This window comes from Helicobacter pylori, assembly GCF_011175115.1.
GTDB classification, from domain to species: Bacteria; Campylobacterota; Campylobacteria; order Campylobacterales; family Helicobacteraceae; genus Helicobacter; species Helicobacter pylori_DF.
The window spans coordinates 71,550-92,048 of sequence record NZ_SHOW01000005.1; the positions used below are offsets into that span (position 1 = coordinate 71,550).

Annotated in this window: 18 protein-coding genes, 2 tRNA genes and 1 pseudogene; 5 read left to right on the forward strand and 16 right to left on the reverse strand. The window is 38.5% G+C overall.

Annotated features, from left to right (window positions below):
* Nucleotides 1-144 precede the first annotated feature (144 nt).
* Entirely contained in the window at nt 145-1,881 is a 1,737-nt protein-coding gene (locus EXS92_RS05940; RefSeq protein WP_001074946.1) for an ABC transporter ATP-binding protein/permease, read from the forward strand.
* Between the two features lie 10 nt (nt 1,882-1,891).
* Here the strand turns inward: EXS92_RS05940 and EXS92_RS05945 are convergent, their stop codons facing one another.
* The 15 genes and pseudogenes from EXS92_RS05945 to EXS92_RS06020 all read right to left on the reverse strand — a co-directional run bounded on the left by EXS92_RS05945 (nt 1,892) and on the right by EXS92_RS06020 (nt 17,423).
* Nucleotides 1,892-2,560: an HAD family hydrolase gene (locus tag EXS92_RS05945; RefSeq protein WP_165515863.1), complete on the reverse strand. Its 669-nt coding sequence runs from the start codon at nt 2,558-2,560 to the stop codon at nt 1,892-1,894.
* Between the two features lie 91 nt (nt 2,561-2,651).
* Entirely contained in the window at nt 2,652-3,641 is a 990-nt protein-coding gene (locus EXS92_RS05950; RefSeq protein ID WP_165515864.1) for a DNA adenine methylase, read from the reverse strand.
* 8 nt (nt 3,642-3,649) lie between these two features.
* Nucleotides 3,650-4,336, reverse strand: a pseudogene (locus tag EXS92_RS08030) (HNH endonuclease).
* 94 nt (nt 4,337-4,430) lie between these two features.
* Nucleotides 4,431-4,946 (reverse strand): serine O-acetyltransferase, encoded by a 516-nt coding sequence (cysE, locus tag EXS92_RS05965; RefSeq protein WP_000886319.1) that lies wholly within the window; start codon nt 4,944-4,946, stop codon nt 4,431-4,433.
* Between the two features lie 298 nt (nt 4,947-5,244).
* Nucleotides 5,245-5,331: transfer RNA gene (locus EXS92_RS05970), tRNA-Leu, on the reverse strand.
* Nucleotides 5,332-5,383: 52 nt separating this feature from the next.
* Nucleotides 5,384-5,470, reverse strand: a tRNA-Leu gene (locus EXS92_RS05975).
* A gap of 70 nt (nt 5,471-5,540) precedes the next feature.
* A complete protein-coding gene (locus EXS92_RS05980; RefSeq protein ID WP_000669961.1) occupies nt 5,541-5,858 on the reverse strand; it encodes a F0F1 ATP synthase subunit C in 318 nt (105 codons plus the stop codon).
* A gap of 132 nt (nt 5,859-5,990) precedes the next feature.
* Nucleotides 5,991-8,057, reverse strand: coding sequence for a polyribonucleotide nucleotidyltransferase (locus EXS92_RS05985; RefSeq protein ID WP_165515865.1), 2,067 nt, complete (start codon nt 8,055-8,057; stop codon nt 5,991-5,993).
* A gap of 2 nt (nt 8,058-8,059) precedes the next feature.
* Nucleotides 8,060-8,764, reverse strand: a complete 705-nt coding sequence (locus EXS92_RS05990; protein ID WP_165515866.1) for a phosphoribosyltransferase — start codon at nt 8,762-8,764, stop codon at nt 8,060-8,062.
* A 15-nt stretch (nt 8,765-8,779) separates the two neighbouring features.
* Nucleotides 8,780-11,041 (reverse strand): LPS-assembly protein LptD, encoded by a 2,262-nt coding sequence (locus EXS92_RS05995; RefSeq protein WP_165515885.1) that lies wholly within the window; start codon nt 11,039-11,041, stop codon nt 8,780-8,782.
* Nucleotide 11,042: 1 nt separating this feature from the next.
* Nucleotides 11,043-11,522, reverse strand: coding sequence for an RDD family protein (locus EXS92_RS06000; protein WP_165515867.1), 480 nt, complete (start codon nt 11,520-11,522; stop codon nt 11,043-11,045).
* 49 nt (nt 11,523-11,571) lie between these two features.
* On the reverse strand, nt 11,572-12,846 hold the full coding sequence (gene purD, locus EXS92_RS06005) for a phosphoribosylamine--glycine ligase (RefSeq protein ID WP_165515868.1): 1,275 nt from the start codon (nt 12,844-12,846) through the stop codon (nt 11,572-11,574).
* A gap of 312 nt (nt 12,847-13,158) precedes the next feature.
* Entirely contained in the window at nt 13,159-13,845 is a 687-nt protein-coding gene (locus tag EXS92_RS06010; protein WP_165515869.1) for an ABC transporter ATP-binding protein, read from the reverse strand.
* Nucleotides 13,839-14,543 carry a di-trans,poly-cis-decaprenylcistransferase gene (locus EXS92_RS06015; protein WP_097717848.1) on the reverse strand — a complete coding sequence of 235 codons (705 nt, stop codon included), beginning with the start codon at nt 14,541-14,543 and terminating at the stop codon, nt 13,839-13,841. Before EXS92_RS06015 ends, EXS92_RS06010 begins: the two co-directional genes overlap by 7 nt.
* Before the next feature lie 39 nt (nt 14,544-14,582).
* Nucleotides 14,583-17,423 carry an FAD-linked oxidase C-terminal domain-containing protein gene (locus tag EXS92_RS06020; protein ID WP_165515870.1) on the reverse strand — a complete coding sequence of 947 codons (2,841 nt, stop codon included), beginning with the start codon at nt 17,421-17,423 and terminating at the stop codon, nt 14,583-14,585.
* Between the two features lie 71 nt (nt 17,424-17,494).
* Between EXS92_RS06020 and EXS92_RS06025 the strand changes: the two genes are divergently transcribed.
* The 3 genes from EXS92_RS06025 to crcB are packed head-to-tail and all read left to right on the forward strand — an operon-like array spanning nt 17,495 to nt 18,949.
* Nucleotides 17,495-17,827, forward strand: a complete 333-nt coding sequence (locus EXS92_RS06025; protein WP_042633199.1) for a rhodanese-like domain-containing protein — start codon at nt 17,495-17,497, stop codon at nt 17,825-17,827.
* 2 nt (nt 17,828-17,829) lie between these two features.
* Nucleotides 17,830-18,510 carry a uroporphyrinogen-III synthase gene (locus tag EXS92_RS06030; protein ID WP_165515871.1) on the forward strand — a complete coding sequence of 227 codons (681 nt, stop codon included), beginning with the start codon at nt 17,830-17,832 and terminating at the stop codon, nt 18,508-18,510.
* 46 nt (nt 18,511-18,556) lie between these two features.
* Nucleotides 18,557-18,949 (forward strand): fluoride efflux transporter CrcB, encoded by a 393-nt coding sequence (crcB, locus tag EXS92_RS06035; protein WP_165515872.1) that lies wholly within the window; start codon nt 18,557-18,559, stop codon nt 18,947-18,949.
* Nucleotides 18,950-18,999: 50 nt separating this feature from the next.
* Here the strand turns inward: crcB and hemW are convergent, their stop codons facing one another.
* Complete coding sequence (gene hemW / locus EXS92_RS06040; RefSeq protein ID WP_165515873.1) at nt 19,000-20,037, reverse strand: radical SAM family heme chaperone HemW; 1,038 nt, start codon at nt 20,035-20,037, stop codon at nt 19,000-19,002.
* A 95-nt stretch (nt 20,038-20,132) separates the two neighbouring features.
* Here hemW and EXS92_RS06045 point away from each other — a divergent pair, with 95 nt between their 5' ends.
* Nucleotides 20,133-20,423, forward strand: coding sequence for a c-type cytochrome (locus EXS92_RS06045; protein ID WP_021175770.1), 291 nt, complete (start codon nt 20,133-20,135; stop codon nt 20,421-20,423).
* The last annotated feature ends 76 nt before the right edge of the window (nt 20,424-20,499 follow it).

Below are 20,499 nucleotides of genomic sequence, written 5' to 3' on the forward strand. Positions count from 1 at the left end.
GACTTGTCAAGAAATGATGACAGAAAGCTAAATTATTCGTATGGCACAGAGCATGGTTAAAATTTTAGCTATAATCTAGCTCAATTTGGCTTAACACAGCTCAAAGCTCATTACATATTGAAAGAATTTATGGACACTTAAATTATGGCGAAAAAAAAACATAAAATTTCTACTTTAAAATACTTTTTACGCTCTTTAAAGCAAATCTATATGCTCATCACTTTCAAGGAAAAAATGGTTTTTTTCCTGCTTGTGCTGATGGCGGTTTTTTCTTCTTTTGTGGAAGTGATGTCTCTAACCCTCTTAATGCCTTTTATCACTCTCGCTTCCGATCCTAGCAGGGCTTTAGACGATAAAGACTGGAAAATGGTCTATGATTTTTTCCATTTTTCATCTCCCGTTCGCCTTATGTATTTCTTTAGTTTTTGCTTGGTGGGGATTTATTTGTTCAGGATGTTTTATGGGGTGTCTTTCACTTATTTGAAAGGGCGTTTTTCCAATAAGAAAGCTTATCAAATCAAGCAACAACTTTTTTTACAGCACATTAAAAGCAACTACCTCTCCCACCTTAACCACAACTTGGATTCTTTAAGAGACATTATCAATAATAAAGCGGATGGCATGTTTATGAGCTTTAACGCTTTTTTGAATCTACTCACTGAATTAACCGTGATCGTTTTTTTCTATTCCACGCTATTAATCACTAACTGGAAGTTAACGCTTGTATTCACTCTAATCATCTCTATACAAATTTTTATCATCACTAAAAAAATCACCATTCTTATTCAAAAAAAGGGCGAGATAGCGGCAAAATCTAGGGCGCAAACGCTTAAAGTTTTTTCCAAATTTTTCAGCAATTTCAAAATCACTAAACTCAAAGACAACCACGAAGAAGCCCACAAGCTTTTTGGAGAAAATAGCCGTAAAGCCCATGACACTGAGATCATTTACGCCACTTTACAAGTGGTCCCCAGGTATTCATTAGAAACGGTGGGTTTTAGTTTGTTGATTTTAGCGGTCGCTTACATTTTATTCAAATACGGCGAAGCTAAAATGGTGCTTCCTACCATTTCTATGTATGCTCTAGCGCTTTATCGCACGCTCCCTTCTGTTACTGGCGTTTTGAATCAATATAATGAGATCGCTTACAACCAGCTTGCGACTAACATTGTTTTTAAAAGCCTTACTAAAACCATCGTTGAAGAGGATTTAGTCCCTTTAGACTTTAATAAAAAAATCACTCTCCAAAACATCTCATTCGCTTATAAGTCAAAACACCCGGTTTTAAAAAATTTCAACCTCACCATTCAAAAAGGTCAAAAAGTCGCTCTCATAGGCCATAGCGGGTGCGGGAAATCCACGCTGGCGGATATTATTATGGGGCTTACTTACCCTAAAAGTGGGGAAATTTTTATTGATAACACCCTTTTAACCAACGAAAACAGGCGCTCATGGCGTAAAAAAATAGGCTATATCCCCCAAAATATTTACCTTTTTGATGGCACTGTGGGGGATAATATCGCTTTTGGGAGCGCTATAGATGAAAAACGCTTGATTAAGGTGTGCAAAATGGCTCATATTTATGATTTTTTATGCGAGCATGAGGGCCTTAAAACCCAAGTGGGCGAAGGGGGCGCTAAGCTTAGTGGCGGTCAAAAACAGCGCATAGGCATTGCAAGAGCCTTATACGATAACCCTGAAATTTTGGTTTTAGATGAAGCCACTTCGGCCCTAGACAATGAAACCGAGAGTAAAATCATGGATGAAATCTATCAAATCGCTAAAAATAAAACCCTAATCGTTATCGCCCACCGCTTAAGCACGATTGAACGCTGTGAAGTCATCATTGACATGAGCCAACACAAAGACAATCTTGACTAATCAGCTGGCTTTATTCTTGCTTGAAGTTTTGTAAATCAAACCCCTTAAAGCTCTCCAAATACTTCCCTTGATAGCCATCTTGCCCCACTAAATTTTTCAAAACCTTGCTGTTGTAACCCAAAAACGCCACTTTATTAGCCTTAGCGCTTTCATAGTCATTGACGCTATCGCCTATCATTAGCATGCGGCTTGGGTTATAGGCGTATTTTTGAATGATATTAGCGATGATTTTGGGTTTATTGGGCGGACTCCCTTCAACGCTCTTAAAATACTTAGTAATCCCTAAAAACTCGCACAACACTTGCAATTCGCTATGCAAGGCCGCTGAAGCGATATGGAAAATGTAATTTTTATAATGCTTATCAATAAACGCCATCACTTCGCTGTTCAAATGCCCCCTATCAAAAAGCTTTTGCTCTATAATGGCGCCAAACTCTAGGGCTAATGCATCTATTTCTTCTTGAGCGATAGGGGTTTTTAAAATCTCGTTATAAAAGTATTGGATCTTTTCATTCCTTGAAATCCCCCCACTTTGATAGTGATAAACTTCAAATTGTTTCAAACCCTCTTTATTATCGTTGCCATGCTTTTGAAACAACGCCTTAAACCCTTCGTATTTTAAATGCATGCTGTCAAAAATCACGCCATCAAAATCCCATAAAACCACTTCAAGCGCCATGATTTCCCCTTTTTTATAGGCTTATTTTGGTTTCATTTTACCTTATTTAAGCGATTATTTTTGCCATTTAAAGGTTGGGTTATTTTGACTCTTATTTGATAAGAACATGCAAACACTCTTTGGTGTGCGCGGCTTTATGGGTGCGTTTGTTATCTGCTTTAAAACGCATGTAGGTTTTGGTCATTAAGGAGTAAGCGCCGTATTTTTTTAAAATATTTTTAATCTCTGTCTCGCTCATAAGCCCTTCATTGTTATAGCTTAAAAAAATATATTTGAATCGCGCTTTTTTGATCAAGTTTTCAAAAGCGTTTAAGATTTGAGAACGAGAGCAAAAAGAGGATTTCTGGTAACTGGGCAAGCCGGTTTTGCCTTTTGGAGTAAAGGGCGTATAAATAGCAATCGTGTTCAATAAATGGTAATTCGCCCCGTATTGCCTCGCATTATAAGGAGGGTCTAAATACAAAATATCCCCTGAAATCTTTCCGATCAACTCGCTAGAATCTTGCTGATACACTTCATTAGCGTTTAAACTCACATCAAAATGAGCGCCTTTTAAGATGAGTTCTTTTTGAGCGCTTTTTTTAAGGCGTTTTAAAAAAGCCCCATAAACTGAAGCGGTGTTAGCCACCTTGTCCGCGCTCTCTAATAGTGATGCGAGCAAAAAATAATACGCGCAATTATCAATGTTTTGAGAAAGCTTAAGCTCTTCAATTTTTAAACGCATCGCATCAATTTTTTGAGCGTTTGTTTCGCTAAAATACTGCCTTGAACTCCCCCCTAAAGAATAATGCGAATAAATAAAGCCCTTTTTTAAAGCAATGTTATTGAGCCTATCAATAAGCTCTTCTTGATTAGGGATTTCTTGAATGTTGCCGATATAATTTTGATTCAAAACAAAGCTATAATATTCCAAATCATTAGAAATAACCTTATTAACGGCTTTTTTAAACGCACGCCCCACAATGCCCGTCCCAGCGAACAGATCACAAAAAATCGCACCAGAGAGATCATTGCCCGCAACCGCATGGATATTTTCCTTAATAAAGGGAATGAGCTTGTATTTAGAACCGATGTAGTTCATTGCAACCGCTATAAAGTAGTTTTTTGATGGTATCCATTTTGATACCCCTCATAATAGCCTTTTTGATGCCCTTCATTGTATATCCTACCATTACAAGTTTTCCTGTATTGTATGGGGTCATATTGATAACAACCCACACAGCCGTCATATTCAGCCTCCCCTTCATAGAAAGGATAACGATTGCCAGGAATTTTTGTTGCGTCAAATCTATAGCCAGTCTCTTTGCATTCTTTACAAATCTGGCGTTTCTTAATCATTACAAGCTTTGCATAAAGCCTGAAAATCATCAAAAGTCTGTGCGTTTGAATCAGAAACTCTTGAATCATCCTTGCGGCCGTCTTTATGATCCACCTCTATTTGAGTGTTTTCAGAGTTGCCGTGTGCACCGCACATAGTGCAACATTGTTGTTTATAGTGGTTTTTAATGTCTTGACGGATACTTTGATTAAAAACACATTCGGTATTATAGCCATTCAAGCGTATTCTATCAATGGAATTTCCTGGAGTTTGCCCTTTATCAAATTCTAATATAAATTTCTAACCAAAGATGAGTTATTCCTACACCAACTCCCCCCATTACCTAGCTGTAATCCTTGGTATTTTTCTACAAATTCTGTAACGCTTACCCAACGACTCACCCCATTTTTATCAGGTTGTGCGAGTTCCAAAAATAACTCTTTTTTACTTTTATTCATCTTTAAAATTCTCTCTATAAAATTTCATAAATTCTAATCAATTTATTTCAAAACAATCCGCATGGCTCAAATTAGCTCAACCGCTTGTCTAGAATTAACGATCCTTTGTGATGGTTTTGGCTTTAGCGCCTACAGCCGTAGAACCCGTGGGTAAATCTGAAAGCACCACCGCATTAGCCCCAATCCTCACATCATCGCCCACGCAAATCGCGCCCAAGACCTTAGCCCCTGCCCCCACTACCACTCGGTTGCCTAAAGTAGGGTGGCGCTTGCCCTTAAACTTGCCCGTGCCCCCTAGAGTTACGCCATGATAAATGGTAACATCATCTCCAATCTCTGTGGTCTCGCCAATCACCACACCCATGCCATGATCAATAAAAAGCCCTCTCCCAATCTTAGCGCCAGGGTGGATTTCTATCCCAGTGATAAAACGCGCTAACTGAGAAAGCGCGCGCGCAATAAAATAAAACCCTTTCTTGTGCAACGCATGCGCTAGGCGGTGGCAAAGCAATGCATGAATGCCCGGATAAAGCAAAAGAACCTCCCACTTATTCCTAGCTGCCGGGTCTTCTTGCAAGACACGCTCCAGGCTATAAGACAAATCCAGCATGATAGAGTCTCCGGTTAAAATATATCTGGATCAACATGACTTAAGCAGATTTTTCTCATCCATTCCAATAAAATTTGATGCAAATTTTTCTTGCCATTATACCTAAACTCACACTCCTTTTAATGGAGTAAAATTAATAGAGTAAAACGCTCTCTCTTTTAATTTCTTTAAATTCTCTTAACAACCCTTTAAAAAAGGCTTAAAAACCCACTAATCAATCATTGATTTGGTATTTATTTGGGATAAAACTATTTTAAATGAAAAAAATAAAAAGCAGATTGAAAAAAATTACTAGTAGTGGTGCCGAAGGTCGGACTCGAACCGACACGGGATTGCTCCCACCAGATTTTGAGTCTAGCGTGTCTACCAATTCCACCACTTCGGCGTTATAGAACAAGGAGTGAGATTATACCCACTTATTCCTTAAAAAAACTTAATGGTGCACTGGGCGAGACTCGAACTCGCACGAGATTGCTCCCACCACCCCCTCAAGATGGCGTGTCTACCAATTCCACCACCAGTGCTAAAAATTTAAAACAAGCATTATAGCTAAATCATGCTTTTTAAGCAATAATTTAGCCCATCAAAAAACCCTTAACTTAAGAATGGGTTACTATAAATAGCGATAATAGCAAACACTAGAGTATAAATCACTTGCGCTTCAATCATCGCCATGGCTACGAACATGGTTGTGAGCAATTTACCGCCCACTCCTGGGTTTCTTGCTGTGCCTGTAATGGTCGCTGCGGCCGCATTCCCCATGCCGATCGCCCCACCAAAAGCGGCAATCCCTAGACCGATCATCGCCCCTAAGATAGAATAGGATTTAATCATATCCATCCCACCCATGCCACCATCATGAGCGAAAGCAACGCCTGCTAAAGCCAGAAAAAATAATGCTAAAAATTTCATTTTCGCACTCCGTTTCAAAAATTGGGCTTGATTTTCATTTCGAATCGTTCCTCTACTTTCAAAAATACAAGCAAGGACTCATTTTAATCTAAATTTGCTTAAAATCTCTTTTAAAAACGCTTTTTAAAAATTTTAAGCCAAATCCAAAGCGATTTTACCCTTATTGAAACTAATCACCCTACACCTGATACTATCGCCTTCTTTTAAAACCACTTGACACCTGTCCATGTTTTGTTTTCTTAACAAGCCTTCGCCCCCCTTAGGCAAGCTTAAAAACGCCCCAAAATCCACGATTCTCTTCACTTGAGCTTCTAGCACCTCATCAATAGCGTATCGCTCCAATTCTTGATCTAAAGAATGCAAATAGTTTAAAATAAATTCTTTAGTTTTTAAAACGCGCTCTTTATTCCCCATGATTTTCACTTCACCGCTCGGTTTGTTCAAATCAATCTTAACCTCAAACCTTTCTACTATCTCTTTAATCACACGCCCCCCTTGACCGATAATTTCTACAATTTTATCTGGAGCGACATTAAAAATTTCAGTTGTGGGCAAATGGGAAAAATTGATCACGATCTTTTCTTTCGCTTCATGCATGATTTTTAAAATATGTTTCCGCGCTTCTTTAGCTTGAAGTAAGGCTTGGTATAAAACCTCTAATTGGATACCGCTCATTTTGGTATCCATTTGCATAGCCGTAATGCCTTCTAAATTCCCGGCAATCTTAAAGTCCATATCGCCTTCGGCGTCTTCTAAACCGCTAATATCGCTTAAAATAGCGTGATCTTGCCCTTCGCTCACCATGCCCATAGCCACCCCAGCGACTAGATCATAAATTTCCACACCGCTTGCATAAAGGGCTAAAGACCCTGCACACACGCTCGCCATTGAGCTTGAACCATTGCTTTCTAAAATCTCAGAAACCAATCGTATCACCTGCTCTTTATTTTTAATGCTCGTTTCTAAGGCTCTTTTAGCTAAATTCCCATGCCCTAATTCGCGCCTTGAAGTCGCGCCAATAGAGCTCGCTTCGCCCACGCAAAAAGGAGGGAAATTATAATGGAACATGAAGCGCTCTTTGATAGGGGCTTTATGCTCCAAACTCTCATGGGTTTGAGCGTCATTATCCGTGCCTAAGACCCCTACGACTAAGCTTTGAGTTTGCCCCCTAGTGAATAAAATGGAGCTGTGCGCCATAGGGAGTAAATCGCTCTCTATTGAAATGGGCCGCACTTCTTCTAACGCGCGCTTATCCGGGCGGATCTTATCTTGAATAATCATGCGTCTGATCTCGGTTTTTTTCACTTTTTCTAAAGACAATTCAATTTCTTCTAAACTGAATTCTGAGTGGGCTTCGCTGATTTTTTTAGCAATTTCATTGAAAACATTTTCTCGCTCGCTCAAAGCAGAACTTTCAATGCCTTTGATGATTTCATCAAAATACTGATTTGTTAATAAATCCAACAGCCTTTCATTAAGGGCTATCCCTTCGCCCTCTTTAAAAAGGAGTTTGTTTTGATAGGGCGTGAAAGCCTCTTCATAAAGCGTGCAGGTTTCTTTCAAACTTTTTTGAGCCAATTCTAAAGCTTCTAACATTAAAGGCTCTTCTAAAGCGTTTAATTTTTGCCCCAAAGATCGCATTTCTATCATGTTCAAACTCTCTTTTGTGCCGGACACGAACAGATCCAAACTGGATTGATTCAAAAGGCTTACGCTAGGGTTAATGATAAATTCGTTATCCACCCTAGCGATCCTGCAAGCGCTCACGCTTTTAATAGGAGCGATATGGGCTAAAAAGAGAGCGGCTGAAGCGGCGTTTAAAGCAGAAACTTGCAAATCGTTTTCAATATCATGGCTTAAAACCATTAAAGTGATTTGCGTAGGGTAGCGGTAATCTTTAGGGAATAAAGGGCGTAAAGTCCTGTCTATGAGCCTAGAGGTTAAGATTTCAAAATCTTGCGCCCTGCCTTCTCTTTTAACAAAACCGCCAGGAATTTTACCGGCAGCATACGATTTTTCTAAAAACTGCACCACTAAAGGCAGAAAATCTTCACTCACAGGCTCTCTTTCTACGCACACGCTCGCTAAAATAAGAGTTTTTCCTAAGCGATACATTAAAGAGCTAGTGGCTTGTTTGGCCACTTGTTTGAGAGCGAATTCTTCGGTTCTGTTACCAGAGTTGATGGTGATAAAATCCATATTTAATGTTCCTTTTTGAGATTGGACGCGTTGTTAGCGCCCAAGTATTTTTCAATTTCTTCATTGCTTAATCGCTTGAGTTCTTTATAATGATGCTCCACAGAGACAAAACATTCAGGGCGGTACACGCTAATCACCCCATCGCACAAACCTTCTAAGCCTTGAGCGACATTTTGCGCGACAATGGGGGTTAAAATATAAATGTCTTGGCATTCTCTTTTCAAGCAAGTTTGCACGCCCAACCCTGCTCTAAACCCGGTTTCAATCCCCCTATCTACGATAAAAATATTTTTATCTTTTAAGCTTTTGATCGCATTGCCTTTGCGATACTGATAGATATGGGACAAAATGTCTTCTTCATAAGCTCGCTTGGCTTCCCCATAAACATAGTCTAAAGTGATGTCAAAGGAATTGATCAAACTTTCATTCATCACTATATCCATGCTCTCACTCACCAAAGCGATCTCGCATTTTGAGTTTAAAGGGGCTAGGATAGGTTCTAAAAAAAGTATATCATAAGTCGCTCCAAATTTTTGCGCTAAAGCGTTAGCTAAATACAAAGCGTTAAAACTCAAAGCGAGCATGATGGAATCTTTTAAATCAATGTGGCGCGTGTGGATTTCATTGATCAATTTGTTCAAAGCGTCTTCTTCATTGATAAAACGCATGCCCTCTATATCAGTGATATGGCTAAAATCCGTATTCAAATGCATTCCTTTTTTTTATTTACGCTGTAAAGAGCGGTAAGTTACATTGGTTTTAGTGATCGGTGAAAAGTCTAATTCTAGCTTAACATAGTTATTTTCAAACACTCTTATAGGCTGGTTGGGATCGCCAGTAAGGATAGGGCGTCTTTGGTTGACGAATTGAAAGCCAATCCCAAAACAACGGATTTTTTTATAAATCCCCACATTCCAATTCAAAACCACGTTATTTCTAATATCATAACCCACATCCGCGCTCATGGAAAAATACCCAAAGTCATTGCTAAAACCCGCCTTTAAATAATCCGCAGGATTTTCTACAATGCTATTAATCCCACTGCTAAAATTGTTCCTTAAAAAATAAGAGAGGTTAAAGCTTAAAAATTTGCGTTGGTAATTGGCGTTCACAGAGATTTCTTCTAGGCGGTTTTGATAAAACGAATAAAAGACATTCCCAAAGATGTTCAATCCCGTTAAGGGCGAAAACCCGATCTTGCTCTCTAATGGCATTTTAAAGGGCGAAACTTTATCGTCAAGATTGATGAGTTGCGATATTTTAAAATACAACAACTCTTTCCCTCCTAAGCCATAAAGGTATTGCGTTAGGGTTAAATTCACCGTCTTATTGCTTGCATCGCTAGGTAAAATGCTATTAGGATTCCACACGGAGTCATACAAGTGCCCTTGATAATCGTAATCTCTCAATAAAGGCGAAGTGTAGCTGTTTAGAGCTTGCGCGCTTAAAGCATACATGTTTTGAGAAAATAAGCCATTCTTAAAGGTGTAATAAGGGATGTTGAAAATCGCTTCCAGTTGGATCGTGTGGAAAAGCTTGTTGTATTCTCTGGCTAAATCCGTATTGACATACATGGAAAAATTTGAAGACACAAAGTTCCCAAATTCCCTTGATTCATTAGGGATCGTAGGCACGAAAGAATTTTTAGATTGCATTAAAGCCACATTAGATAGTTGGAGATCATTCCAAAGCCCTAAAGATAAATACTTTTTAAACAAAGAAAATTGCAAGCCCACCGGCACATTCAAAGCGTTTTGCACATAGCCATAGCCGATCTCTCTTGCGGTGTTTCTAAACTGATAATCCACCGAATACAATAAATTCCTAAAATACAAAGAATTTAAATATTTATGGTATTGCAAATTAGGGACAGATTGGAAAGTGCGGTTATTGTTGATTTTATTCAGGTTTAAAAAATACTTGATATTCAAGCCGTAATAATTGTTTTCTGTTTGCAAATAGTAATTCGCCCTAGACATGTGCGTGGCGTCTGTGATGCGCTTATTAACCTTTTCAAAACGCACATAGTCCAAATCATTCATGTATAAAAAGTCAATGTAATGCCCGTTGTCAATATTAGATTTAAGATGGAAGTATTTTTGTAAAGTGTCCCTACTGGAGCTTAAAAATTCAAACCCGTAGATATTTTGATTCCTCAAATCATAGCGTTTGACGTATTGGGTGTAATTCCTAAAATAGCGCGCATTGAATAAAAACCTGTCGTCTTTAGAGTTGATGTAGCGCGCTTCAAAATTCAAGCCAAAACCCCTTTTATAGCGGATTTGTGGGGTAAAGGTCATATCCCATGAGTTTTTGGGGGCTAAATAAAAGGGTTGCAAATAAATAAAGCCGTCTAAATTGGAAGTACCAAACTCAGGGTATAAAAACCCGGTAGTTCTTTTATTGCTAGTGGACATGAAAATATAGGGCAAATACAATACAGGAATATCACCGACATAGATCTTAGGATTCCACATAGACAAATGCGATTTTTGCATGTTGAATGAGCCTGAAGTCGCATTGACATGCCAAATGGGGTTATCAATGCTACACCCTGAAGCGCTCATGTTTTTAATCTTATATTTTTGATCCTTCCCGCTAGCAATATCCGCGCTCACCCAAATCCCGCTCACGCTGTCTTGGACATAAAAGGGGAAAATGATTTCATATTTTTCATTCAAACTCAATTTCACATAATCGGTTTTAACGAGCAAACCCTCGCCCCTATAAACCTTGATATTCCCCTCTAATAACGCTTCTTTGGTTTTAGTGTCATAACGCACATTGTCCGCTAGAATATACACATCATAATTCAATAAGATCGCATTCCCTGAGGCGGTTATCACATTGTCTTTAGCGCTCACTTTATCCGCAAGGATTTCAAAAATCTTATGGTTTTGTTTGTCAAATCGTTGCATAGCGATTTCTTTAGCGTCTGATACGCTCAATAACAAAAAAAACACCGCATAAAACCAACGAATCATTTTAAAACAACACCAAAAGACTTTTGCTTTTTTCTTCATGCCACGCCCTATGATAGGGGTTTTTAAATACTACAAACCATAAAAAAGGGCATAGAAAAACCACGATTTTTAACCCTAAACGCTTCAATAAAATAACCCTACTGGGGCAATCTGCTAAATAAATATCAATGATCTTAATCCTAAAAACCAGTTTAGCCAAACTCATCTTGCACAAACACACAAAAAAGATTTCATAAACGCCATACAAGATGATAAAACCCATCACAACAAACGCGCTGTAATAAATGGGGTTAGTTAGCCAATATAAAGAATGTAAAAAAGTGCATGCCTTTAAAAGATCGCTCAATAAAAACGCCACCAATAAACTATCGGTTAAAAACGCTAAGATGCGCCAATACAAGGGGCATAAACGCATTTTTTCACGCATAAGGAGTGTTTCTATGATTTCAGTTTCTTCTTTTTCTAAATTTGGAGAACGCATTCAAAAACAAACAAGACAAACCCCCTTCATTTGTCTTAAACTTTAACCCTTAAGAATATTCTTTCAAATCTAACACCTTAAAACCAATATCCTTGCGATAAAACATGCCTTCAAAATGCACCTTTTGAGCGATTTCATAAGCATGGTTTCTAGCCTCTAATAAAGATTTTCCCCTACCAATGGCAAAGATCACCCTCCCCCCACTGCTTTCAAACACGCCGTTATCCTGCTCCACCTCCCCTAAAATCAAATGGCCCTTTTTTTCATCAACCGGATCAATATAAAGGGTTTGTTTGGGCGAAGAGCTAGTGGGGTAATTCCTAGAAACAAGTGCCACGCTCATCACAAATTCTTTAGAAAACACCAATTCAAGAGAATGCAATTCCCCTTTGGCTGTGGCTAAAAACAAATCTAATAGCGGATTTTCTACAAGGGGTAAAATCGTCTGGCATTCAATGTCTTTAAAACGCACGCTAAAATCCAATAAATACGGCTCTAAAACGCCCTTTTCTTCTATGATTACAATTTCAGCGAGTAAAACCCCTTTAAAAGGCGTGTTGTCAGCCTGAAGTTTCTCTAAAGTGGGTTTAAAAATATGATTTTTTATTTTCTCTTCTAATTCATTAGAGAAAAAGTTTGCAGGAGCGATGGCCCCCATACCCCCTGTATTGACCCCGTTATCCCCCTCTAATAAGCGTTTGTAGTTTTGGCAAAAGGGCAACAAGATAAAATCATCATTGGCTATGAGCGCTGTAACTGAAAGCTCAAACCCCTCTAAAAAAGGCTCTATGATCACAGGCTCATTGCTTTGTTTTAAAGCGTCTTCAAGGATTTTTAGTGCTTCTTCTTCTTGATGGACAATGCTTGTGTTTTTATTCAACGCTTTAATCACTAAGGGGAAAGAAGCGTTTTGAATGTAACTCAAAGCTTCTTTTAAATCGTTTGTTTCAAAGTAAGACGCGCTTTTAATACCACACTCTTTAACAAAAGCTTTCATATAGCTTTTAGAAGCCTCTAACTTAGCCGCTTCTTTAGAAGCCCCAAACACTAAAATCCCCGCTTTTTCTAGCATCTCTGTAAGCCCTAAAACCAAAAGCTCTTCTTCTGAAATGATGGCTAAATGGATCTGTTTTTTCAGGGCTAATTCCACGATATGCTCGTAATGTTCGCATTCCAGATTTTCGCCTAAATCTTGAGTGCCACCATTACCCAAACAAAAATACAAAGCATTCACTCGCTCATCTTGCTGAAGCCTTTGAGCCAAAGCATACTCTCGCCCCTTATTCCCCACAATTAAAACATTATAGTTATTGTTATCTTTCATGTCTTCCCTAAAATGTGGTTGTTTTTAAACCCAGATGACCGCTACTTTTACATGCGCATAAGTTCAACAAACCTACACTAATAAGGCTAGGAGGATTTTCTTAGGGGCAGATTTAAAAAATGCCATCACACAAAAACCACTACCTTAGCCTAACTTATTTTTTCAACGAACTTGCCATCAATAAGAAACACGAATCATCTAGGCGATTCTTACAATTATACTTAAATTTTAAAGAAATTCCATGCAAAAATATTCAAGCGATCCGTGATAGTTTTGATTGGCGTTTGGGCGTTTTAAGAGAAACTGACTGATTTATTTCAGCCTTTCTTTATACGCTACCTCCAAACTGCTATATCCTTTTTTTAATTCCCCCACATCCCCAAAAGCCACTACTTTGGCTTCTTTTAAAAAAATCGCGCTGTCTAAATATTTTTCCACATCCACCACCAAATGCGTAGAGACTAACAAGCTTGCGTTTTGGCTAAATTCCTTAGCGATGAGTTCAAAAATCTCTTCTCTTGCAATAGGGTCAATCCCAGCCACCGGCTCATCAAAAAGATACAAAGAAGCGTTTCGTGATAGGGTTAAAATCAGCTGTAATTTCTCCCTCATGCCTTTTGAAAGGGCTTTGAACTCTCTTTTTAAAGGCACGCTGAAGCGTTTGAGTAAATCTAGGGCTTTTAATGAATCAAAATCGCTGAAAAAATCCTTGTAAAAAGCGATCGCTTTTAAAGGCGTTAATTTAGGATCTAAAAAATCCCCATCGCTTAAAAACGCCACGCTTTTTTTCGTCTCTATGCCGATCTTTTGATTTAAAATTCTCACTTCCCCTTGATAGTTCAAATTCAATCCGGCTAAAATCTTTAACAGAGTGGTTTTACCCGCTCCATTAGGGCCTAAAAGCCCTATAAATTGCTGTTTGGGTAGTTTTAAATTGATATTGTCTAGCGCTTTTAAACTCCCATAGTTTTTAGTCAAATTCTCTATTTCTACTAGCATTTTAATTCCCCAAATTTGCGCACTCTTTTGTAAAAATCGCTAATGATATTTTCTAAATCTTTAGGGGTGAAATCAGGCCATAAAATCGGCGTGAAAAACAATTCCGCATAGCTGGACTGCCACAATAAAAAATTAGACAAGCGCATTTCCCCCCCTGTTCGTAACAATAAATCTACTTCCGGCAAATCATGCGTGTCTAAACGATTAGAAATTTCATTTTCTAAGCTTTCTAAAGGGTCTATATTGTTAGGTGGGTTTTCTAGCAAGCTTTTAAACGCCCTTGAAAGCTCGTTTTTAGATCCGTAATTAAGGGCTAAAACTTGCGTAAAATCCTTAAAATGCCTGGTATCGTTTTCAAGCCGTAAAATCGTATCTCGTAATTCTTTAGAAAAGCCCTCTAAATCCCCTATCGCCCTGAAGCGTATGTTGTTATTTAAGTAAGTGGATCGCTCATCTTTAAGGTATTTTTTAAGCATTTTCATTAAAAAATCCACTTCACTTTTGGGGCGTTTCCAATTTTCCGTAGAAAAAGCGTATAAAGTCAAGCATTCTAACTTATGATTAGCGCACCAAATCGTAATGTCTTTTAGGGTTTTTACGCCTTTTTTATGCCCATAAGCCCTAGCTTTATTCTTTAATTTAGCCCACCTGCCATTACCATCCATAATAATGGCAAGATGTTTGAGAGTGTTATCCAATGCCTTTACCCTTTAAAGAAAGTCTTTAATTATACACCATTAAAGCGTGCAAGCATCCACTAAATAAGCGATATGCTGCCAAGCGAATTGGGTTTTTTCACTCAAACCGATTTCACAAGTGCTAGAAGTGGAAAAGCCCCTTTTAAGATCATAGGATTGGTAAAACGCTTGAAAGCCGTTTAAAGCGCTCTCGTTCAATTCAGGGGTGAAAAAGCCCTTATTCCCCGCAAAACCGCAACAACCCGTCTCTTTGTGGATAACAATCTCGCCCAAAGTACATTTTTTAGCCAAATTCAATAACAATTCTTCTTTATTTTCTAACTTTAAAGCGCACATCGTGTATAACCCTATGTCTTCGTTAATGGGGTTGAATTTTAATTTTGGGCTTAAAACTTCTTCAATATAGACGCTCAAATCATAGACTTTCAAATCCTTATAAGCTTTCATTTGCTTGATAAAATGCGTCGAACATGCGCTATGGTCTAAAACGATCGGTATTTTTCCCCCATCGCTTAATTGTAAAAAAATCGCATGGTTTTTTTCATTGTTTTGTTTGGTTAAGGCGGTGTAATTGATAAAGGCTTTCCCGCAACAAAGTGCATCCAATCCATTAGGATACACTACCGAAACTTTGGCTTTTTGGCATAAGGATTCAAACACTTCTTGAATGCATCTTTTATCCGCCATTTTGGTTGATGGAGCGAACGAGCGGTTGATGCAGGTACTGAAATAAATGACTTTTTCTTCGCTTTTGTGCGTTTTATTTTCTAAAGGATAGTCGTTGTTTTTGGGCATGTAATGAAAGGCTTTGGGGAAAGGTTTGATGAATTTTTTAATCCCTTTAGTTAGGCTCACTAAGTTGTGAGGGCCTATGAGTTTTTGAACCACAAAAGCGCTTTTTAAAGAAAAACGAGCCATGCTTGTGGTTGTTTGCATGTGATTAAGGATCTTTGAAGCGATCTTTTCGCCTTTAGGGTTTTTTTGATAATGATTTAGGGCGATGATCCCGGTATCAATTTTTAAAGGGCATAAAGTGGAACACATATGGCACACCGCGCAAGTGGCGTGGGCTAAGTATTCAGACTCTTTTAAAAGCTCATCTAATAAAACCTGATCTTCATCATGACCATGACTTACCCTTTCTTTTAAACGCTCTATCTCTCTGTGGATAACGATGCGTTGTCGTGGCGTTAAGGATAAATCTTTGCTGGGGCAGATCCTTTCACAAAACCCACATTCCATGCACATGTCCAAATGCTCTTCAATAGGGTAAATGCTCTTTAAATTTTTAGTGTGGATTTCTTTATCGTTTGTGATGATCACATCAGGGTTTAAAAGGCCATTAGGATCAAACAATTCTTTGATTTGTTTGTGGATCTTATAGGCTTTTTCTCCCCACTCCATTTCCACAAAAGGGGCTACCATCCTGCCTGTGCCATGTTCGGCTTTAATGGAGCCAGAGCTTTCGCTCACCATTAAAAACATCTCAGAAACTAAATTTTCAAACGCTTTTCTTTCAGCTTCATTTTCTAAAATCGGCGTAACGACAAAATGCAAATTCCCGCTTAACGCATGCCCAAAAATAATGCCATTATCCTTAAAGCCATGTTTTTTTAAAAGCCCTTCAATCGCTTTTGCCCCCTCTACAAAATCCTCTTTGCTGAAGCACACATCTTCAATGATCACAGAGCTTTGGCTTTTTCTTTTTGACGCTGCGATAGGGAAAATGCCTTTTCTGATCTTCCACCACGATTGATAAATATCAGGATCACTACTGATTTGAGAATCTAAAACGACCGGTATCGCATTCAAAGCGTTTAAAATCGTTTGCATGTTGTTTTCTAAAATCAAAGGATCATCGCTTTCGCTTTGAATGAGTAAGCATGCGTTAGGCTCTTTGATTTCTAAAATCACGCTAGGCATGCCCTCTAAATTTTTCACGCTCTTTAAGGACGCATAATCCATAAGCTCTGCTGAAGAAATCATTTCAGGCTGTTTGGCTTTTAAGGTAGCTAAGATTTGAGCGGCTTTGGCGCATTGCTCTAAATTTTCATAAAACAATAACGCGCAAGTTTTATAGGCGTAGTCTTTCACGCATTCTAATCCCACGCTTGAAATAAAGCCTAAAGTCCCCTCAGAGCCTATGAACAAATGGCTGATGATTTCAATCGGATCTTCAAAATCAATGAGAGCGTTTAAGCTATAGCCGGTGGTGTTTTTGATCTCGTATTTTTTCTTAATTAAAGCGTGCAATTCTTTATCTTTTAAAATCTCTTTTCTTAAATTCAAAACCCCTTCAATCAAATCCTTGCGCGCGTTTTTGAAATTCTCAACGCTCTCTTGATTAGCCGTGTCTAAAAGAGCGCCATCAGCTAAAATGACTCTTAAGGATTTTAGGGTTTTGTAGCTGTTTTGCTCCACTCCGCAACACATCCCGCTAGCGTTATTAGCGACAATCCCCCCTATCATGGCGGTGTTTATCGTAGCGGGATCCGGGCCTATTTTTTTATGGTAAGGTTTTAATAAAGCGTTCGCATGGCTTCCTATGACTCCGCATGAGAGCTGAATGCTTTGAGCGTTGTCTAAAATTTGAGCGTCTTTGAAAAAATGCGTAACCATAACCAGCACCCCATCGCAACTCGCCTGCCCTGATAAGGAGCTACCAGCCGCTCTAAAAGTCAATGAAACGCCATGCTTTTTGGCTAAAGCACAAAGCTTTTGAACTTCTTCTTCATTCTTCACCCAAGCGACTATTTTAGGGATATAACGATAACATGACGCGTCAATGCCATAAGCCAAACGGCGTAAATAATCCTTAAAGATCCGCTCGTTTAAAAACCCGCTCGCTTCGGTAAAAAAAGCATGATAATTTTCTTCCACGCACACTCCTTAAACATTCTTATTTATCAAATCATTGTAACATAACCTTACTTTAAAAATTAAGGATAAACATGCTTGAAGATTATGCGATCAGTTTGGAAGAAGTCAATTTCAATGATTTTATCGTGGTGGATGTGCGCGAATTGGACGAATATGAGGAATTGCATTTGCCTAACGCTACGCTCATTAGCGTCAATGACCAAGAAAAGCTCGCTGATTTTTTAGCCCAACACAAAGATCAAAAAGTGTTGCTCCATTGCAGGGCTGGTCGCAGGGCTTTAGATGCGGCTAAAAGCATGCACGAATTAGGCTATACGCCCTATTATTTAGAGGGCAATGTCTATGATTTTGAAAAATACGGCTTTAGAATGATCTATGATGACACTTGTGCTAAAAAAAACTAGGCATGAGGGAGATTGTATGGGTGCATTCTCAAAGAATCGCCCCCTATAAAACTCTCATCTTAAACGAGTTGCACTACTATCCTTTAGAATTAGATCCAACCCCTTTTAACGCCCTGATTTTCACTTCTAAAAATGCGGTGTTTTCCTTGCTAGAAACCCTAAAAAACAGCCCCAAACTCAAAATTTTACAAAACATTCCTGCTTACGCTTTGAGCGAACCCACCGCAAAAACTTTACAAGATCACCATTTTAAAGTCGCCTTTATAGGGGAAAAAGCCCATGGCAAAGAATTTGTTCAAGAAATCCTTCCTTTATTGGAAAAAAAAAGCGTTTTGTATCTTAGGGCAAAAGAGATTGCCTCTTCTTTAGACGCCATTCTTTTAGATCATGGCATTGATTTCAAGCAAGCCGTTGTTTATGAAAACAAGCTCAAACATTTAACCTTAAGCGAACAAAACGCCCTAAAACCCAAAGAAAAGAGCATTCTTATTTTTACCGCTATAAGCCATGCAAAAGCCTTCTTGCACTATTTTGAATTTTTAGAAAATTACACCGCTATAAGCATTGGCAACACGACCGCTCTTTATTTGCAAGAGCAAGGCATTCAAAGTTATAGCGCCAAAAAGCCCTCCTTGGAGGCGTGTTTAGAACTGGCTTTGAGTTTGAGGGTTAAAGAATGTTAAAAACATCTCATTATAATGCTCTCAGTTATTTTTTAAAGGATGATGCATGAATTTTGTCTTTTTATGGGCCGCTTTAGGGGGGGCTATAGGGAGTTCGTTAAGGTATTTTGTGGGCAAAATGATGCCCAGTAAATTTTTAATGTTTGAAAGTTTTCCTTTAGGGACTTTTAGCGTGAATCTCATAGGGTGTTTTGTCATCGGCTTTATGGGGCATTTGGCTGTTAAAAAAGTTTTTGGTGATGATTTTGGGATTTTCTTTGTAACTGGGGTTTTAGGGGGTTTTACGACCTTTTCTTCTTATGGGTTAGACACTTTAAAACTCTTGCAAAAATCCCAATACATTGAAGCCGTTTCTTATGTTTTAGGCACTAACATTTTAGGGCTTATTGGGGTGGCTATCGGGTGGTTTTTGGCTAAAAATTTTGTAGGCATTCATTAAAAAACGCTTTCTAGCGTTTTATTAACGCTTGATTGAAGCAAAGCCTACAATCACAACAGCCACAAAGCCATTTCATCGGCCATGAAAAAATCGCTCGCTACCAAGCGGTTATTTTTAATGAAAGCCTTATTTTCTTCAATCAAAAACTTTACTTTATTTTCATCTAAGAAACTAAGCTCAACCCCAAGCACGCACCTTAAGCCTAAAAACAATTTTTCTAAGCGCTTGTCTTGTTTATTAAGCGTTTCAACTTGGCGTTTTAGGGGGTCTTTGATGTAGTTTTCTATGAGTTTTTTCGCATAAAAGCGCTCATTCGCCACGCAGCCTACAGCCCCAGCCCCGCACCCTAAGTAATCTTTAGCCCCCCAGTAAGCCAAATTATGTTTGACTTGATAATTTCTAGCGTAATTAGACACTTCGTATTGCTTGAAAGAAAAGCCCTCTAAAGTCTCTTTTACCACATTGTCAAAATCCACGCTTGAGGGTTTTTTGGCGTTTTTTTCTAAATTCGTGTTTTTTTCAATACTCAAAGCGTAAGCGCTCAAATGGTTGATAGGGAGTTCTTTAGCGAGCTTTAGTTCTTCTTTTAAGGAGGTTTCATTGTCTAATGGGGTGTTATAAATCAAATCAATGCTGACATTTTCAATCCCGCTTTTTAAAATGGTTTCTATCACGGGAGCGATATTTTTGGAATGTTGGCGCTCTAAAAACAATAATTTATCCTCTCTAAAACTTTGCACCCCTAAACTCAAGCGGTTGATCCCTAAATCTTTTAAGCCTTGACACCAAGCTTTAGAAATCAATTCGGGGTTAGCTTCAGTGGTGATCTCACAATCCATGCTCAAGCGCGCATTGTAGTAAATGCTTTCAAAAATCCTTTCAAAAGACTCCACGCTTAAAGTGTTAGGCGTGCCGCCGCCAATAAAAATACTTTCAATTTTTTCATGGGTTTGACTTAACGCATGCTTTAAATCCAGGCACAACGCTTGAGTGTATTCTTCTTTTAGCCCATGCTTATCTTCATAGGAATTGAAAGCGCAATAACCGCATTTATTTTCACAAAAGGGGATATGAATGTATAAAATCATATTTATTTCTCTCATTTTCATGTCATTTTAAGCGAAACTTAAACTTGTAATTGTATCATTTTAAGATCATTTTGATAAGTATGAGGAGACACACTATGAAAAAGGTTATTGTGGCTTTAGGCGTTTTGGCGTTCGCAAACGCTTTAATGGCAACCGATGTTAAGGCTCTTGTAAAAGGTTGTGCCGCTTGCCATGGGGTTAAATTTGAAAAGAAAGCTTTAGGCAAAAGCAAAATCGTCAACATGATGACTGAAGCAGAAATTGAAAAAGATCTTATGGATTTTAAAAGCGGTGCTAATAAGAATCCTGTCATGACCGCGCAAGCTAAAAAATTAAGCGATGAAGACATCAAAGCTTTAGCCAAATACATCCCCACTCTCAAATAAACCCTTTTAGTTTTAATAGTGCTGTTTGGGCGCTATTAAAATGAGTTTCAAGCCCTTTTTTTTAATTTTTGATTTT

Bases quoted from the DNA above. Each gene is read 5' to 3' on its own strand.
- EXS92_RS05940 (WP_001074946.1), top strand. From the start codon at position 145: ATGGCGAAAAAAAAACATAAAATTTCTACTTTAAAATACTTTTTACGC.
- EXS92_RS05945 (WP_165515863.1), bottom strand. From the start codon at position 2,560: ATGGCGCTTGAAGTGGTTTTATGGGATTTTGATGGCGTGATTTTTGAC.
- EXS92_RS05950 (WP_165515864.1), bottom strand. From the start codon at position 3,641: ATGAACTACATCGGTTCTAAATACAAGCTCATTCCCTTTATTAAGGAA.
- cysE (WP_000886319.1), bottom strand. From the start codon at position 4,946: ATGCTGGATTTGTCTTATAGCCTGGAGCGTGTCTTGCAAGAAGACCCG.
- EXS92_RS05980 (WP_000669961.1), bottom strand. From the start codon at position 5,858: ATGAAATTTTTAGCATTATTTTTTCTGGCTTTAGCAGGCGTTGCTTTC.
- EXS92_RS05985 (WP_165515865.1), bottom strand. From the start codon at position 8,057: ATGGATTTTATCACCATCAACTCTGGTAACAGAACCGAAGAATTCGCT.
- EXS92_RS05995 (WP_165515885.1), bottom strand. From the start codon at position 11,041: ATGATTCGTTGGTTTTATGCGGTGTTTTTTTTGTTATTGAGCGTATCA.
- EXS92_RS06000 (WP_165515867.1), bottom strand. From the start codon at position 11,522: ATGCGTTCTCCAAATTTAGAAAAAGAAGAAACTGAAATCATAGAAACA.
- purD (WP_165515868.1), bottom strand. From the start codon at position 12,846: ATGAAAGATAACAATAACTATAATGTTTTAATTGTGGGGAATAAGGGG.
- EXS92_RS06010 (WP_165515869.1), bottom strand. From the start codon at position 13,845: ATGCTAGTAGAAATAGAGAATTTGACTAAAAACTATGGGAGTTTAAAA.
- EXS92_RS06025 (WP_042633199.1), top strand. From the start codon at position 17,495: ATGCTTGAAGATTATGCGATCAGTTTGGAAGAAGTCAATTTCAATGAT.
- EXS92_RS06030 (WP_165515871.1), top strand. From the start codon at position 17,830: ATGAGGGAGATTGTATGGGTGCATTCTCAAAGAATCGCCCCCTATAAA.
- crcB (WP_165515872.1), top strand. From the start codon at position 18,557: ATGAATTTTGTCTTTTTATGGGCCGCTTTAGGGGGGGCTATAGGGAGT.
- hemW (WP_165515873.1), bottom strand. From the start codon at position 20,037: ATGATTTTATACATTCATATCCCCTTTTGTGAAAATAAATGCGGTTAT.
- EXS92_RS06045 (WP_021175770.1), top strand. From the start codon at position 20,133: ATGAAAAAGGTTATTGTGGCTTTAGGCGTTTTGGCGTTCGCAAACGCT.